This window comes from Burkholderia stabilis (genome assembly GCF_001742165.1).
In the GTDB taxonomy this organism is placed as follows: Bacteria; Pseudomonadota; Gammaproteobacteria; order Burkholderiales; family Burkholderiaceae; genus Burkholderia; species Burkholderia stabilis.
This window is the reverse complement of sequence record NZ_CP016443.1, coordinates 3,267,610-3,284,126: the sequence shown is the minus strand read 5'-3', so window position 1 is coordinate 3,284,126 and position 16,517 is coordinate 3,267,610. Positions and strand designations below refer to the sequence as shown.

Annotated in this window: 15 protein-coding genes; 3 read left to right on the top strand and 12 right to left on the bottom strand. The window is 67.4% G+C overall.

Translation table 11 applies throughout. The annotated features are described in order from the left end of the window. Positions 1–195 precede the first annotated feature (195 nt). The 4 genes from BBJ41_RS32535 to BBJ41_RS32520 form a co-directional block, all read right to left on the bottom strand. Positions 196–1,032, bottom strand: a complete 837-nt coding sequence (locus BBJ41_RS32535; RefSeq protein ID WP_069750483.1) for an ABC transporter permease — start codon at positions 1,030–1,032, stop codon at positions 196–198. A 43-nt stretch (positions 1,033–1,075) separates the two neighbouring features. Further along, positions 1,076–2,329, bottom strand: a complete 1,254-nt coding sequence (locus BBJ41_RS32530) for an ABC transporter permease (RefSeq protein WP_069750482.1) — start codon at positions 2,327–2,329, stop codon at positions 1,076–1,078. A 100-nt stretch (positions 2,330–2,429) separates the two neighbouring features. Then, positions 2,430–3,476 carry an ABC transporter substrate-binding protein gene (locus BBJ41_RS32525; RefSeq protein ID WP_069750233.1) on the bottom strand — a complete coding sequence of 349 codons (1,047 nt, stop codon included), beginning with the start codon at positions 3,474–3,476 and terminating at the stop codon, positions 2,430–2,432. 77 nt (positions 3,477–3,553) lie between these two features. Then, a complete protein-coding gene (locus tag BBJ41_RS32520) occupies positions 3,554–4,660 on the bottom strand; it encodes an ABC transporter ATP-binding protein (RefSeq protein ID WP_069750232.1) in 1,107 nt (368 codons plus the stop codon). Positions 4,661–4,871: 211 nt separating this feature from the next. Here BBJ41_RS32520 and pdxR point away from each other — a divergent pair, with 211 nt between their 5' ends. After that, a complete protein-coding gene (gene pdxR / locus BBJ41_RS32515) occupies positions 4,872–6,404 on the top strand; it encodes a MocR-like pyridoxine biosynthesis transcription factor PdxR (RefSeq protein WP_069750231.1) in 1,533 nt (510 codons plus the stop codon). Between the two features lie 22 nt (positions 6,405–6,426). Here the strand turns inward: pdxR and BBJ41_RS32510 are convergent, their stop codons facing one another. From BBJ41_RS32510 to BBJ41_RS32490, 5 genes are all read right to left on the bottom strand, one after another. Next, the gene (locus tag BBJ41_RS32510; protein WP_069750230.1) at positions 6,427–7,461 is read right to left on the bottom strand and encodes a lipase secretion chaperone; all 1,035 of its coding nucleotides are present in this window, start codon (positions 7,459–7,461) and stop codon (positions 6,427–6,429) included. A gap of 3 nt (positions 7,462–7,464) precedes the next feature. Further along, a complete protein-coding gene (locus BBJ41_RS32505; protein WP_069750229.1) occupies positions 7,465–8,559 on the bottom strand; it encodes an esterase/lipase family protein in 1,095 nt (364 codons plus the stop codon). A gap of 218 nt (positions 8,560–8,777) precedes the next feature. After that, on the bottom strand, positions 8,778–10,910 hold the full coding sequence (locus tag BBJ41_RS32500; protein ID WP_069750228.1) for a TonB-dependent copper receptor: 2,133 nt from the start codon (positions 10,908–10,910) through the stop codon (positions 8,778–8,780). A gap of 83 nt (positions 10,911–10,993) precedes the next feature. Beyond that, complete coding sequence (locus BBJ41_RS32495) at positions 10,994–11,362, bottom strand: DUF2946 domain-containing protein (protein WP_069750227.1); 369 nt, start codon at positions 11,360–11,362, stop codon at positions 10,994–10,996. A gap of 156 nt (positions 11,363–11,518) precedes the next feature. Further along, entirely contained in the window at positions 11,519–12,055 is a 537-nt protein-coding gene (locus BBJ41_RS32490) for a cytochrome b (RefSeq protein ID WP_069750226.1), read from the bottom strand. A 227-nt stretch (positions 12,056–12,282) separates the two neighbouring features. On the opposite strand from BBJ41_RS32490, the gene BBJ41_RS32485 reads away from it, so the two are divergent. Further along, positions 12,283–12,921, top strand: coding sequence for a Pr6Pr family membrane protein (locus tag BBJ41_RS32485; RefSeq protein WP_069750225.1), 639 nt, complete (start codon positions 12,283–12,285; stop codon positions 12,919–12,921). 47 nt (positions 12,922–12,968) lie between these two features. Here the strand turns inward: BBJ41_RS32485 and BBJ41_RS32480 are convergent, their stop codons facing one another. Further along, the gene (locus BBJ41_RS32480) at positions 12,969–13,703 is read right to left on the bottom strand and encodes a peptidoglycan DD-metalloendopeptidase family protein (RefSeq protein WP_069750224.1); all 735 of its coding nucleotides are present in this window, start codon (positions 13,701–13,703) and stop codon (positions 12,969–12,971) included. A 404-nt stretch (positions 13,704–14,107) separates the two neighbouring features. On the opposite strand from BBJ41_RS32480, the gene BBJ41_RS32475 reads away from it, so the two are divergent. Next, a complete protein-coding gene (locus BBJ41_RS32475) occupies positions 14,108–14,428 on the top strand; it encodes a hypothetical protein (protein ID WP_011694691.1) in 321 nt (106 codons plus the stop codon). Between the two features lie 112 nt (positions 14,429–14,540). Here BBJ41_RS32475 and BBJ41_RS32470 read toward each other — a convergent pair whose 3' ends face one another. Together BBJ41_RS32470 and gndA are read right to left on the bottom strand one after the other, a co-directional pair. Next, the gene (locus BBJ41_RS32470; protein WP_069750223.1) at positions 14,541–14,885 is read right to left on the bottom strand and encodes a DUF4148 domain-containing protein; all 345 of its coding nucleotides are present in this window, start codon (positions 14,883–14,885) and stop codon (positions 14,541–14,543) included. 200 nt (positions 14,886–15,085) lie between these two features. Further along, complete coding sequence (gene gndA / locus BBJ41_RS32465; protein WP_069750222.1) at positions 15,086–16,498, bottom strand: NADP-dependent phosphogluconate dehydrogenase; 1,413 nt, start codon at positions 16,496–16,498, stop codon at positions 15,086–15,088. Positions 16,499–16,517 lie beyond the last annotated feature (19 nt).

The following is a 16,517-nucleotide window of genomic DNA, read 5'->3' as shown; positions in this document are numbered from 1 at the left end:
GATGCCGTGCGTTGCGCGCGGCATCGTTGAGCGCACAACGATCGGCGATCTGGCAAGCGCCGGGCGACCTTCCGGGCGCGTGCCCGGCTTCGTCGTGTCGGCGCCGGCGGCCGGACCGGCCGCGTCGGCCGGCAGCGCCACGCATCGGCAATGCGCCGAAGCATGGCGCGCGCGCCGCCGTCGCGCCCGGTCCGATCAGGTCACCGCGCGCCGCGCATTGCGCCCGCGCAGCCACTCGAGCGCGAGCAGCAGGCTCGTCGAGAAGATGATGAGGATCGTCGCGAGCGCGGCGATCGTCGGGCTGATGTTCTCGCGGATGCCGGTGAACATCTGGCGCGGCAGCGTCGTCTGGTCCGCGCCCGCGAGGAACAGCGTGACGACCACTTCGTCGAACGACGTCGCGAATGCGAACAGCGCGCCCGACATCACGCCCGGCGCGATCACAGGCAGCGTCACGCGGAAGAAGGTCGACACCGGATTCGCACCGAGCGACAGGCTCGCGCGCACGAGGTTCTGGTTGAAGCCCTGCAGCGTCGCGGCGACCGTCGTCACGACGAACGGCACGCCGAGCGCCGCGTGCGCGGCGATCAGCCCCGTATAGGTATTCGCGAGCCCGAGCGGCGCGAAGAACAGGTACATGCCGACGCCGACCACGACGACCGGCACGATCATCGGCGACAGCAGCACGGCCATCAGCAATCCCTTGCCGCGGAAGTCGGCCTTCGTGAGGCCGATCGCGGCGAGCGTGCCGAGCACGGTCGCGACGATGGTGGCCGACGGCGCGACGATGAAGCTGTTCTTCGCGGCCATCCGCCACTCGTCGGACGCGATCAGGTTCTCGTACCAGCGCATCGAGAAGCCCGGGATCGGATAGACGAGGAACGTGCTCGACGAAAACGACAGCGGCACGATCGCGAGCACCGGCAGGATCAGGTACAGCAGCGTCAGCACGACGAGCACGCGCAGCGCGACGTACCACGCGCGCTCGACGAACGACATGTGCGGCGCGAACAGCGGCCTGGCAAGTTTCATGTTGGGCATCCCCTTCCCGTTTCCTTTTCCGTGTGCGAGGCGCTCAGCCGAGGCTCACGTTCGTGCGCGTGAAGCGCCCGTACACCGCGTACAGCACGAGCGTCGCCGCGAGCAGCAGCCCGCCGAGCGCGCACGCCATGCCCCAGTTGATCGTCACGTTCGTGAAGTACGCGACGTAGTAGCTGACCATCTGGTCGTTCGGTCCGCCGAGCAGCGCGGGCGTGATGTAGTAGCCGATCGCGAGGATGAACACGAGCAGCGCACCCGCGCCGACGCCCGGATAGGTCTGCGGCACGTACACGCGCCAGAACGCGGCGAACGGATGGCTGCCGAGCGACACGGCCGCGCGCTGGTAGGTCGGCGGAATCGACTTCATCACGCTGTAGAGCGGCAGGATCATGAACGGCAGCAGGATGTGCGTCATCGAGATGTACACGCCGACGCGATTGAAAAGCAGCGTCAGCGGATGCGAGATCAGCCCGCTGCCGATCAGCGCGGTGTTGATGAGCCCTTCGCTCTGCAGCAGCACGATCCACGCGGCGACGCGCACCAGCACCGACGTCCAGAACGGAATCAGCACGAGGATCATCACGAGGTTCGCGCGCCGCTCCGACAGCGTCGAGATCCAGTACGCGAGCGGGTAGCCGAGCAGCAACGCGAACAGCGTGACCGCGACGCCGATCACGAACGTGCGGCCGAAGATCGCGAGGTAGATCGACTGGTCGGGATCGGCCTGCACGATGTGGCCGAAGCCGTCCTGCTTGTGATCGAGCGCGGCGAGCAGGTAGAACGGCGAATATGCGCTGCCGTTCTTCGCGATCGACTGCCAGTACGCGACATCGCCCCAGCGCGAGTCGAGCGCGACGAATTTCTCGCGGGTTTGCGCGGGCGTCAGCGCCGTGTCGTTGTCGCCCTTCAGCGGCATCGCGCGCGCCGTCTTCGCGACGAGCGAGCGATAGCCGGGAATCTCGGTGTTCAGGCGCCGCGCGAGCGCGCCCATCGCCTCGCTGTCGGCCACCTTCGTCATGTCGGCCGCGAGCGCGACGTACGCGGCGGCGGCCGGCGGCGTCTTGCGGTCCCAGCCCGACAACGCGGCGATCGTGTTCGGCAACGCGCTCGCGATCTCGGGGTTCTGCACCGCGCGCGTGAGCAGCGTGCCGATCGGTACGACGAAAATCAGCAGCAGGAAAATCGCGAGCGGCGCGACGAGCAGCAGCGCCATCGTGCGCTTGCGGGCCTCGGCGGCCTTCAGTTCGCGCTTGAGCGCAACGCTCGACGAGGAAGGCGCGATCGTCATCGTGTTCAACGGTTCTCTCCGGCCGGACCGTGATCCGGCGGCATGCCGCGCGGCGCGATACACGCGCCGCGCGGCCGGTTGCGTCAGGACATCCGGGCGCTTACTTCGTCGCCCACGCGGCGAAGCGTTGCTCGAGCTCGTCGCTGTGGTCGGTCCAGAAACCGATGTCCTCCAGCACCGCGTTCTTGCCGTTGGCCGGTGAGTTCGGCAGGTTCGCGAGCGTCTTCGCATCGAGCGACTTGATCGCCGCGATGTTCGCCGGGCCGTACGCGATGTGCTGCGCATAGGCCTGCTGCGGCTTCGGCGTCAGCGAGTACGCGATGTACTGCTCGGCAAGCGCCTTGTTCGGCGAGCCCTTCGGAATCGCCCAGTAGTCGAGGTCGTAGATGCTGCCGTTCCACACGACCTTCAGGTTCTTGCCTTCCTTCTGCGCGGCGTCGATGCGGCCGTTGTACGCGGTCGACATCACGACGTCGCCGGCGACGAGGAACTGCGGCGGCTGCGCGCCCGCTTCCCACCACTGGATGTACGGCTTCAGCTCGTCGAGCTTCTTGAACGCGCGATCCTGGCCGGCCTTCGTGCCGAGCACCTTGTAGACATCCTTCGTCGGAACGCCGTCGGCCATCAGCGCGAATTCGAGGTTGTAACGCGCGCCCTTGCGCATCCCGCGCTTGCCGGGGAATTTCTTCACGTTCCAGAAATCGGCCCAGCCGGTCGGCGCCGACTTCAGCTTGTCCGCGTTGTACGACAGCGCCGTCGACCACACGAAGAAGCCGACGCCGCACACCTGCGGCGATTCCGGAATCAGGTCGGACTTCTTCGCGATCTTCGACCAGTCGAGCTTCTCGTACAGCCCTTCGTCGCAGCCGCGGTTCAGGTCGCCCGACTCGACTTCGACCACGTCCCAGTTGACGTGCTTCGCCTCGACCATCGCCTTCACTTTCGCCTGCTCGCCGTTGTACTCGACGGCGGTGACCTTGTTGCCGGTCGCTTTCTCGAACGGCTGGTTGAACGCGGCCTTCTGCGCGTCGCCGTTCGCGCCGCCGAAGTTGACGACCGTGAGTTCGGCGGCCGCGGCCGATGCGCCGACGACGGCGAGCGCCAGTGCCAGCGCGGTGCGACGCGCGGTAAAGCTTGCTCGGTTCATGATGGTTCCTCTCCTCTCGTGGTGGAAGTGGGCAGTTGTTGTTGACGACGTGCTGCGGAAAATCGGGGAAACCCTGCTCACGCGAACACGCGCAGGTGTTCGGGCGCGAACGCCAGCGAGACCGGCGCGCCGGGCGAGAACGCATCGATCGCGCCGGTGCCGAGCGGCACCTTCACGAAGCATTCGTCCTGGCCGGGCAGCGCGCAGCGCATGCGCACGTGATCGCCGAAATAGATGAGGCTGCGCGCCTCGCCCGTCAGGCGGTTCGCGGCCGCGCCGTGCGCGTGGCCGTTCGCACCGTGCGCGGCGAGGCTCATGCGTTCGGGGCGGATGCACGCGACGGCCGCTGCGCCTTCGGCCGCGTCGCCGATGCGGCGGCCGACGAGTTGCGTGCCGTCGTCGAGCCGGAATTCGCAGAATTCGCCGTCGACGCGCGCGATGGTGCCGCGCAGCCGGTTGCTGTCGCCGATGAAGTTCGCGACGAATTCATTGCACGGCGATTCGTACAGGCGGTCGACGGTGTCGAGCTGCTGCACGATGCCCTTGTCGAACACGGCGACACGATCGGACATCGTCAGCGCCTCGCCCTGGTCGTGCGTCACGTACACGAACGTCACGCCGAGCTTTTCGTGCAGCGCCTTCAGTTCGTACTGCATGTGTTCGCGCAACTGCTTGTCGAGCGCGCCGAGCGGCTCGTCCATCAGCACCAGCTTCGGCTCGAACACGAGCGCCCGCGCCAGCGCGATGCGCTGCTGCTGGCCGCCCGACAACTGCGCCGGGTAACGTTTCGCGAAGCGCTCCATCTGCACCATCTTCAGCGCGTGCGCGACGCGCTCCGCGCGCTCGGCGGCGGGCAGCTTGCGCACGGTCAGCGGATACGCGACGTTCTGCTCGACCGTCAGGTGCGGGAACAGCGCGTAGTTCTGGAACACCATGCCGATGTTGCGCTTGTGCGGCGGCACGTTGTTCAGCAGTTCGCCGTCGAGGCGGATCTCGCCGCCGGTCGGGAACTCGAACCCGGCGAGCATCATCAGGCAGGTCGTCTTGCCGGAGCCCGACGGCCCGAGCAGCGTCAGGAATTCCCCGCGGTGGATATCGAGGTCGAGCGATTTGACGACCAGCGTTTCGCCGTCGTAGGTCTTCCGCACGCCGCGAAAGCTGACGATCACATCATCGGACTTCATCGTGCCTGTCCCCTTGCTGCGCACCAATCGTTTATGAATGCCCCCCAACCTGCCGCTGCGCGCCAGGCCCCCGAGGAAGTCACCCCGAGGCAACTTCCTTCGGGGCGGAAAACCCGGGGCGGCCCGGCGTTCTCCGGAGAGATGCGAGCCACTATACGGCGCGCACGGTTCTATACTAGGGAACCATTTCAATATTCCAAGTAGGACCACTTTGGATACCGTGATCCTTGCCGACTGGCTCTCCGCCCGGCTCGACCGAGGCTCGTCCGAGCCGATGTACCGGCAGTTGCTGCAACTCATGCAGCAGGCCATCCTGACCGGCGAATTGGGGCCAGGGACGAAATTGCCGAGTTCGCGGACGCTCGCGGCCGACCTGTCGATCGCGCGCAATACCGTGCTGCACGTGTACGACCAGTTGACGGCCGAAGGCTACGTGCTGACGACGACCGGCAGCGGCACCTACGTGGCCGACACGCGGCCGGACGCGGCCGTGATCCGCGCGCCGGGCGCCGCGCAGCCGCCGTCCGGCGCCGATGCGCCCGCGCAGCCGGAGGCACCGGACATGCAGGACAGCCTCTCGATGCGCGGCCGCCGGCTGATCGAGCACGCGGGCGTGTCGCGGCGCCAGTGGGGGGCATTCATGCCGGGGGTGCCGGACGTGTCGGAATTTCCGAGCCGCACGTGGAGCCGCCTGCAGGCGCGGCTGTGGAAGGAGGCGAACCCGGAGCTGCTGACCTATGCGCCGGGCGGCGGCTACCGCCCGCTGCGGCGCGCGCTCGCCGATTACCTGCGCGTCGCGCGTTCGGTCAAATGCTCTCCCGACCAGGTGATCATCACGACGGGCATCCACCAGTCGATCGATCTCGCGGTGCGGCTGCTCGCCGACATCGGCGATCGCGCGTGGGTCGAGGAACCGTGCTACTGGGGCGTGCGCAGCGTCCTGCAGGCGGCCGGCCTCACGCTCGCGCCGGTGCCGGTCGACCAGGAGGGGCTCGACCCGCGCGCCAGCGACATGCAGCATCCGCCGCGGCTCGTGCTCGTCACGCCGTCGCATCAGTACCCGCTCGGGATGGTGATGAGTCTCGCGCGGCGCCGGATGCTGCTCGAATACGCGCGCCAGCACCGCTGCTGGATCATCGAGGACGACTACGACAGCGAATTCCGCTACGGCAGCCGCCCGCTCGCGTCGCTGCAGGGGCTCGACGAGGGCGGCCGCGTGATCTACGTCGGCAGCCTCGGCAAGATGCTGTTCCCCGGCCTGCGGATGGGCTACATGGTCGTGCCCGAGCATCTGGTCGACACGTTCCGCACCGGGCTGTCGGAGCTGTATCGCGAAGGCCAGCTGATGCAGCAGGCCGTGCTCGCCGAATTCATCATGGACGGCCACCTGACTTCGCACGTGAGAAGGATGCGCACGCTGTACGGCGAGCGCCGGCAACTGATGATCGACGCGATCCGCACGCGCTTCGGCGACGCGCTGCCGGTGATGGGCGACGAGGCCGGCCTGCATCTGGTGCTCGGCCTGCCCGACGCATGCGACGATCGCGCCGTCACGCAGAGCGCGTTCGACGCGGGCGTGATCGTGCGCCCGCTCACGAGCTACTACAGCAACCTCGACAGCGCGCAGCGCGGCCTGCTGCTCGGCTATGCGTGCGTCGCGCACGAAGGCATCGGCCCGGCGTTCGACACGCTCGCGCAAACCATCGAGCAACATCTGCCTCGGGACATCACGCGCGCGGCATAGGCTCGGTCACACGCCGTCCGCGTTACTGCGCGCTGCCCGCCCCGCGATCGAGCGACGCCGCGCGCACGGCTTCGCCGGGTTTCGTGAACACGCGCTGCCGCAGCGCGGCAATCTGCGTGTCGCGATCCTGCGGCGACAGGCCGGCCGATTCGATCTGCGCGCGCTGTGCCGCATAGTCCGTGTAGCGGCTCTGCCACGATGCGTCGTCCTGCTGCATCTGCGCGACGCGCGCGGCGGCCTCGGGCCCGAGCGTCTGCGTCAGTTGCGCACGCATCGCGTCGGGCGTCGCCCCGCTCTTCTGCAGTTGCGCGATCTGGTCGATCGCAGCCCGCTGTTTCTCGACACGCTGCTGCGCGGCGCGCTCGTCGGCCGGCATCTGCTGCTCGAGCGCCGCGAGCCGCTCGGCCTTCTGCGCATCCGTCAGCGTGCGATCCTGTGCAATCTTCAGCCGCGCGAGGTCGTAGCGCTGCCGCCACTGCTCCGCGCCGAAGAACGGCTGGCTCCAGTCGCCGAGCGTGCGATACGCGATCGACGCGCGCTGGTCGAGCGCGAGTTGCAGCGCGCCCAGGTCGGACTTGTCGACCGCGCCGGCGTCGCGCAATTTCGCGAGCGCGTCGAGATACGCGCGATACCGGTGCCAAACGTCGAGCGCCTCGACCTGCGCGACCGTGCCGTCGAGCTGCGCGGCGATCTCGCGCACGACGAGCGCATCGAGCGCGGCCGCACTCAGATCGCTCTGCGCGGTCAGGCAATAGTCGAAGAAATCGCGCACCGCGCGCGACTTCGCGAGATGGCCGCCCGCATCGAGCGGCAACCGCGGCGCGCTGGAACCGGCGAGCGACGACGGCAGGCCCGCGCTTGCCGGCACGGCGGCCTGCGGCGCCGCCGCAGGCACGCCGTCGACCGGCGCCGCATCCTGCGACACGCCGGCCGCCCCCGTGCCGCGATGCCATCCTGCACCGCTCCACATCGCGGCACCGGCGATCGCCGCCAGCCCCACGACACCATAGACCACAGCGCGCCGCGCCAGCGGCGCGCGCCCTTCACGTGCGGTCATCGATTACACGCCCGCCAGCTTCAGGCGATTCGCATGCGTGCGGATCACCGCGACCGGATCTTCCGCAAATGCACCGCGCACGCCGAGCAACTGGTTGATCTCGTCGATATGGTTCCACTTGTAACTCGTGCTCAGCACCTTGCCGTACAGCGCGCTGCACTTCGACACGAGCCCGTCGTTCTGGCCCGAGCTGCGATTGATCATCACCGTGCCCGTGCCGAACAACGCGAGCGTCGACGGGTCGAGCGCGTTCGCCGGATCGACGAGCGGGATGGTGCTCGTGTCCGCCGCACCCGTGACGCCGAACACCGAGATCGTCGGCTGGATCGCCGTGCCGGCCCACGAATACAGCAGATGGGTGTTGCCACCGACGGTTTCCGTCGGCGCGCCGGTCTGGCAACTGCCCGGCGCGCCAAGGCCCGCACTCGGATAATTCCGGTTGTACGTGGCGGCCTGCGAGGTCGTCAGCGTCTTCAGCGCGGCGAGTGCGTCCTGGTTCGTGTTATGGCTGCTGCTCGTCAGGATCCCGAACACATTGACGAATGCGGCGATCACCGACGAGGAAAGCCCGGTCGGATCGTAGGCGAGCACGCCCTGCACGAAGTCGGCGAATTCGGAGCCGCGATGCGGCGTGCCGATCGTCGTCACCGACGCGACGAGATCGGGGGCGACGGCCGCGACATAGCGCGACGTCAGCCCGCCCTGGCTGTGGCCGACGAGATTGACCTTGGTCGCGCCCGTCGCGGCGAGCACCGTCTTCACGTAGGCGAGCAGTTGTTCGCCGCGCCCGTTCGGGCCGTCGTCGCTCTGGAAGCCCGACAGGTTCGCAACGTAGACGCTCGCGCCATGCTGCTGCAGGTCCTCCTGGATGCCGTACCAGTACTCGAGCACGCCCGCGTATTTGTCGGTGCCGGTCAGGCCGTGCACGAGGATGATCGGATAACGCGTCGTCGCGTAGTCGTCGGCGGGCGCGGTCGCCGCCATTGCCGCGCGCGTCGTCGCGAGCGTCATCAGCGCCGTGGTCCCCGCAAACGGCGCGACGCTCATCGCGCATGCCACTGCCCCTGCCATTACCCTGGAACGCATCGATCTGGCCATGCAAGTTCTCCTGATTATTGTGCTGCCGGTACGAATGAGATCGGATCGGCACGCACGGCGCATCGCCGCCGCCGTGTGCGTCGAATGCGGAGTGAATCACGAGTCGCGAACGTTTGCGCCCTGACTAGACACGGTTCTCTAATCGCTTGACGCGGCCCGCCCGTTCGGGCGGGGCCGCATTCATGCGCGCGCATGCTGCAACGCACACGCGCAACGCGTTACAGCTTCGCGCTCACGCGCAGCCATGCGGTACGGCCCGGCTCCATCACCGGCGCGTTCGCCGGATACCCGAAGCCCGCGTTGCCGGCGAGGTTCAGATGCTCGGTGTAAGCCTTGTTCAGCACGTTGTCGACGCCGATCGAGATCTGCACGGTCTTGCTCACGTTGTACTGCGTATGCAGCGACAGCACGCCGAATCCGGCGCTCGGGCCGAAGTCCTTGCCGACCACGTTGCCCTCGTTCAGTGCATAACGATGCTGCGGCGCAACGATCCGCCACAGGCCGCCAGCCGACCATGCGCCGCGCGTGTATTCGAGCCCGAAGCGCGCCTCGAGCGGCGGCATCTGCGGCAGCGGATCGCCGCTCGCCACGTTGCGCCCCCACGCGTACGCGAGCGAGGTCTCGACGCGCAGCGGCGCAACCGGCCGCCACGACACGCCCGCTTCGCCGCCCATGATCTGCGCGTTGACGTTGGTCGCCTGCGTGGTCGCGCCCATCATGCCGGCCGAGTAGTTGAACAGGATGAAGTCCTGCACGTAGCCCGCGTAGGCCGACACCCACGCGTCGAACCGGTCGCTCTTGTATTGCACGCCGATGTCGATCTGCGTGGTCTTTTCGGGCTGTACCGCGGAGAACGCGTTGACCGAGCCGGCCGGCCCGCGATTCGCGGAGAACAGCTCCCAGTAGTCGGGATAGCGCTGCGCATGACCGATCCCTGCGTACCACGTGACGGGCAGCGCCGCCAGGTCGCGCTCGTAGCGCACGAAGCCGCTTGGCAGCACGCGCGCGCGATCGTCGTCGAAGGTCGGATTCGGCTTGCTCATCATCATGCCGCTCGTCGTCGCGCGCTTGTCGCGTGCGCTCGCATAGTCGATACGCGCGCCGCCGATCACGCGCGAGACTTCGCTCGCGTACCACGTCAGCTCGCCGAACACTCCTGCGTTCCACATCGCCGCCTGCGCATCCCACGGCTGGTCGCCGTAGTTCTGCCGGCCCATCGCCGAGCGCGAATCGAGCCGGTTCGATTGCGCATCGACGCCCGTCACGAGCTTGAAGTCGTCGCCGAACCGGAACGTCGCGGCCGCGCGCGCACCGAACGTGCGGCGCCGCACCTCCGCCGCCATCCGCATCGGCATGCTGCTGGTCGGATCGGGCTGCCGCAACGTGTAGTTGTCCATCACGTGGTCGGCTTCGTTGTAGTACACGCGCGCTTCGATCCGGTCGAGCACGTCGCCGAGATGCCGCTTGTCGAACGACAGGCCGAACGTCTCGCGGCGGAAATGCGCGCCGTCCATCCCGCGCCCCGCGTACTTCGCGTAGCCGTCGCCCGTGCCGGCCGTCAGTTCGACGCGCGTATGGTCGTCGGGCGTCCAGCCGAGCGCCGCATCGGCGTTCCATTTGTCCCACTGCGACGGCACCGTGTTGCCGTTGCCGTCCTTGTAGTCCTGCGAATGCGCGTGGTTCGCGGTCACGCGGCCGTAGACGTCCGGCGTGCCGGCCGTCACGTCGATGTTCTGGTCGTTGCGCCCGAACGAGCCGCCGACGAGGCTGCCGTCGAAACGCATGCCCGGCTTGTCGAAACGCGGCGTCACGCGTTCGAACAGCACGGTGCCGGCCGACGCGCCCGGGCCGTAGAGCACGGTCTGCGGCCCCTTCACGACCGTGACCTTGTCGTAGCTTTCCGGCGCGATGTACGAAGTCGGCGCGTCCATCCGGTTCGGGCACGCGCCGAGCGTCGGCATCCCGTTCGCCAGGATATTCAGCCGCGAGCCGAACATCCCGCGCAGCACGGGGTCGCCGTTCGTGCCGCCGCTGCGGATCGACGTGAAACCGGGAATCGTCTTCAGGTAATCCGCGCCGTCGCTGGCGGGCAGCGGCTGGCGCGGCGCCTTCGGATCGGTGACGACGACGAGCGGCGTCGTCAGCGGCGATGCGACGACCTCGACGGGTGGCAGCAGCATGGTCGTGTCATCCGCAGGTGCGCCGGGGGCGCGCGCCGTTTCGGCTGCGGCGGCGGTCGCGGCCAGCGCGCCGACAGCCAGCGCAGGAACGGTAAGTTTCAGCATGCGCGGCATACGGCGCGCGCCGGCATTGCGTGACGCCCGCGGCGCACGCAACTGGAAATTGGTCATGATCGAAAGCCCGAGTGACGCCCTCCACGCAGCCTCGACGGGCTACACGGATATCGGCGATAAAAAGAACGGAAAGAAGCGCGTCAGGCGCGCTCGGGCGGTGCGCGTGGATACGCGCGCGGATAGCGGTCGGCATGCGCCGCGACGGCACGCGGCGCGGCGGCGGAAACGGAAACGACGGAAACGGAAGCGAATGAGGCGGCCGCAGGCGCGCCGATCGCGGGACTGTGCGCGAAGAAGCCGCAGTAACCGCACGCGTCGAGATGCAACGCGTGATCGTGCATGCGGCCCGCATCGGGCGACCGATGTGCGCCGTGCTCTGCACTGCAGACGATCGCGTCAGGGGTGGCTGCTTGCGCTGCGCGCCACTGCGACACCAGCGGCGCCGCGATCGCGAACCAGATCGCGAGCACGCCAAGCCAGGCGGTCAGGTGACGATGTCGGTGCAGCATGCGCGGCGGCGAGTAAGGGGAATGTAAAAGCAGCCGAGATGTTACAGAATGTTCGCCGCGATGACCAGCCGCGCATGACGGTAAACGAAGCGAGGGCGCATGGTTGTCAACGCAACCATGCGCCCTCGCCTGCTGCGCGCGTGGAGAGTGCGGCGATCAGGGCGCCATGCGCCGCAGCACGTTGTCGCGCCGGATGAAATGGTGGTACAGCGCGGCGAGCGCATGCAGGCCGATCACGAAGTAGAACGCGTTGCCGATCAGTTCGTGCGCTTCCTTGATCGTCGGCCGCAGCGCCTTGTCGGGGCCGAACAGCGTGAACGACAGGCCGAGCCAGTCGAGCGACACCGGCTTGCCGCCCAGGTTGATCATCATGATGCCGAGCAGCGGCTGCGCGATGATGAACACGTAGAGCGCGACATGCGCGAGCTTCGACAGCCAGCGCAGCACCGCCGCCTGCTGAATGGCGTCCGGCACACGGCTCACGATCCGCCACAGCACGCGCAGCACCGACAGCACGAGCACGAACGTGCCCGCGGTGAGGTGCACGTTCATCCAGAACACACGGCTGTCGCTGCCCTTCGGGCCGCGGATCTCGATGGCCAGGTAGGCCAGCGCCACCAGCACGAAGACGGCCCAATGGAAGAAGATCGCGGGCGAGCTGTAGCGCGTCTGTTTCGCGAGGATGTTTTTCATGCTTCGTCTCGTGTTGTATGCGGGGATGGGCGAACGCCGCACCGGCCTGCGCCCGGCAAAGCTGCCACGATTGTAGCCGCACGGGCGTCCGGTTTTTCGCGGTGCGGTCAAATATCGGACGAATCGTCAACGCGCGCCGCACCGGGTACGTCATATGGAAAATCCGCATCGCGCGCGAAAACGGCTGTGGCAGGATGAAGCTTTGGTGTCGACGTTGCGCGCGCATCATGAGCAAGGCGTTCTTCGTTTCGGCCTACCGGCTGACCGCCGCGTTGCTCGCGGTGTCCACGACGCTGCACAGCATCGCCGGCTACTGGGGCATGCCCGCGTTTCAGCTCGGCAACTTCCTCAGCTACTTCACGCAACTGAGCAGCCTCTATGCGGCGATGATCCTGGCCGCGGGGCTCTGGCGCATCGCGCGCCCCGGCTCTGCCCGCTACGAATCGATGCGCGGCGCCGCCGTGCTGTACGTGCTGATCACCGCGATCGTCTACGAACTCCTGCTCGCGCGGCTCGATGCGCTGCGCCACGTCACGCCGGCGTTCAACAACTGGGTACTGCACCGGATCGTGCCGCTCGTCATGCTATGTGACTGGCTGTACGTGGAGCCGCGCTCGCCGATCCCGCGGCGCAGCGCGTTCGCGTGGCTCGGTTTTCCGGTCGTCTATCTCGGCTATACGCTCGTGCGCGGCGCGCTGGAGAACTGGTATCCGTATCCGTTCGTCGATCCGCGGCCGCACGGCTACCTGCCGGTGGCCATCCAGTGTTCGCTGATCGCGCTCGGCGCGGCGGCGCTCGCGCTCGGCATCCGCTGGCTCGGCAATCATGCGAGACAGTCCAGCGCCGCGACGTTCAAGGAAGGATGAGCGCCAAGCGTGTGCGCCGGGCGGCGCACACGCGGCAATGCGGCCTGTCAGCCGCCGTTGCGCGGCAGGAAGTTCATCGGGTCGACGACCTTGCCGTTCTGGCGGACTTCGAACTCGAACGTCGAACGGCCGTTCGTGTCGGTGCCCATTTCAGCGACCGGCTGGCCCTGGCGCACCGCGTCGCCTTCGTTGACGAGCAGTTTGCCGTTGTGCCCGTAGGCCGTGATGAGCCCGTTGTCATGCTTCAGGATCACGAGCGGGCCGTAGGCCTTCACGCCGGACCCGGCATAGACCACGCGCCCGTTGGCTGCGGCCCGCACCGAATGGTCGGCGCCGGATGCGGCGATCACGATGCCGCGGGTCTTGCCAGCCGTAAACGGCGTCGCGACGATGCCCGTGGCCGGCCATGCGAGCGAGCCCGGCTGCGCGGCCTGCGCGGGCGGCTGCCCGAGCGACGTCGCGGCAGGCGGCGGCGCGACGCGCAGCACCTGGCCGGGCGACACGGCGTCGGTCGGCGCCATGTGGTTCCAGCTGGCCACGTCCTGCACGCGCTGCCCGTAGGCGCCCGCGATGCCCGCGAGCGTGTCGCCCGGGTTCACGCGGTAATAGCCGGCGATCACGCCCGGCGTCGCGGCCGAAGTCGGCGCGGATGGACGCGCCGTCTGCCAGTTGTCGGTCCACGGCGTCAGCGTACAGCCCGACAGCGCGACGGCCGCGGCGACGAGCGCCGCCTGCGGCAGCCAGCGTGCCAGCGAATCGTGGATGGGAATAATTTCTCTCAAGGGTCCTCCCGGATTTGCGTCGTTGCGCCGCCCACCGCCCCCCGGCGCGCGACGCACGATGTCCGGCCTGACGGCCGGACCAACCAGTATCCGACCGCTCTCGCGGCCGTCAGTTTCCACAGCGGAACGTCGATGCAAATGGGCTCATCGGCCCCTTTTTCACATCGTTCCGATCGGCAAAGATACCATTTGTCGCGGTCAGGACCTCAGCAGATGCCCGATCCGGCAACAATCTTGCGGCGCCGCACATGCGTGCCGGCGGCCGGCAAGCCGTGCCGCGCGGGCCGCCCGGCGGCGTTTCCCGACTGCGCCGGCCTTGGCCGGCCCCCGTCATCGCCCCGCCCCGATCGCCGCCTATACTCGGTGATGCACAGCGCGATCCAACGACAACGAGGAGCATGACCATGAACAACGCGACGTTTCTTTCCGTGCAGCTCGACGCCGACGATTTCGCCGGTTCCAGCGGCCTGGTCGAATTGCTCAACCGGCACCTGCTGTTCGCGACCGACGTCGCCGAGGCGGCCGATGCGCTCGTCCAGCTGGCGAGCGTCACGCACCTGACGGGCGCCACGCGCCACAGCGTCGAGTTGCCAGTCCTCGCGATCGAACGGCTGCGCGATGCGCTCGACACGCTGAGCGGCTACGACGAAACGTGGCTGCAGGTGCTGGAACCGGCCGAAGCGTTGTTCCGGGATATCGGGCGTGGCCGGCGCCCGTTGCACTGAGCGCCGGCGCTGCTCGAGCCACCAATGAAAACAGCCCGTCGTTCCGCTATGCGGAACGACGGGCTGTTTGTACTACGTGGGGTCGGATCCGGCCGCCGAAGCGGCCGCACCATTAACGACCCTTGTAGACCGGTGCGCCGTCAGCGATGCGCTTGACTTGCCAGCCGGTCTTTGCCGCGGCCGGAGCGCCCGATTCTTGTTGGGCGGCCGGTTGTGCGCCGTAGCCGGTCGTGTCGGCGGCGGCGACGTTCTGTTGCGGGTTCACACGGGCTTCAGCAGCCAGGATGCCTTCCGGGTAGTTCGTCCGGTCACTGCCCAGCTTGTAGCCGGCTTGTTGCAGTTGGACCAGTTCGGCCTTCACTTGCGCGCGGGTGACGGGCGCGTTCTGTTGGGCGAACGAGACGGCGGGAACGGCGAGGACGGCAGCTGCAGCGAACGTTGCGATCAGCGATTTCATGATTACCTCCGGGATTTTTTTTGCTCCGCCGCACACACCATGTCTGCAGCGATGGAACAGAGTTTAGTCCCGGGAACACCTAGGGAAAACCATGAAAGAACGAAAACACTGTTTCCCCGGAGCTAACAATGTCAGCATCCGGGATAGAAAAACCCTATTCATAGAATAGATTTTCGCAACAATGCGCCCTCGCCGGCCAATTACGACCAGTTCGCGTGGAAGCTGCCCGGCTTGTCGGTACGCTCGAACGTATGCGCGCCGAAGAAGTCGCGCTGCGCCTGCACGAGGTTCGCCGGCAGCCGCTCGGAACGGTAGCTGTCGAAATACGCGACCGCCGACGCGAACGCCGGCACCGGCACGCCGGCCTTCACCGCGGCGACCACGACGTCACGCAGCGACGCCTGGTAATTCGCGGCGATGTCCTTGAAGTACGGATCGAGCAGCAGGTTCGCGAGCGCCGGATCCTTCGCGTACGCGTCGGTGATCTTCTGCAGGAAGCGCGCGCGGATAATGCAGCCCGCGCGGAAGATCTTCGCGATCGTCCCGAGATCGAGGTTCCAGCCGTACTCTTCCGACGCCGTGCGCAGTTGCGCGAAGCCCTGCGCGTACGAGATCACCTTGCTCAGGTACAGCGCGCGGCGCACCGCTTCGACGAACGCGGCGCGATCGCCTGCGAACGGCGCCGCGGCCGGGCCCGACAGGATCTTGCTGGCCGCGATGCGCTCGGTCTTCAGCGACGACAGCACGCGCGCGAACACCGATTCGGTGATGAGCGGCAGCGGCACGCCGAGATCCAGCGCATTCTGGCTCGTCCACTTGCCGGTGCCCTTCTGCGCGGCGCGATCGAGGATCACGTCGACGAGGTGCTTGCCGGTCTCTTCGTCCTTCTTGCCGAAGATCTTCGACGTGATCTCGATCAGGTAGCTGTCGAGCTCGCCCTGGTTCCATTCGGTGTACACCGCGCCGAGTTCGTCGTTGGTCAGGCCCGCGACGTCCTTCAGCACCGAATAGCTTTCGGCGATCAGCTGCATGTCGCCGTATTCGATGCCGTTGTGGACCATCTTCACGTAGTGGCCCGCACCGTCCGGGCCCATGTACGCGACGCACGGCTCGCCGTCCGACGGCGCCTTCGCGGCGATCTGCTTGAGGATCGGCTCGACGAGGTCATACGCATCGCGCTGGCCGCCGGGCATGATCGACGGGCCGCGCAGCGCGCCCTCTTCGCCGCCCGACACGCCGGTGCCGATGAAGTGCAGGCCCGATTGCGCGAGTTCCTGGTTGCGGCGGATCGTGTCGGTGAAATGCGTATTGCCGCCGTCGATCAGCACGTCGCCCTTCTCGAGCAGCGGCTTGAGCGACGCGATCGTCGCATCGGTCGCTTCGCCGGCCTTCACCATCATCAGGATCCGGCGCGGCGTTTCGAGCGACGCGACGAATTCCTCGAGCGTATAGGTCGGCACCAGATTGCGGCCGGGGAATTCGGCGATCAGTTCGTCGGTTTTCTCGCGGCTGCGGTTGTACACCGACACCGCGTAACCGCGGCTCTCGATATTGAGTGCGAGATTGCGGCCCATCACCGCGAGCCCGATCACACCGATTGCTTGTTTGCCCATTAGTCAATTCTCCGGAAAA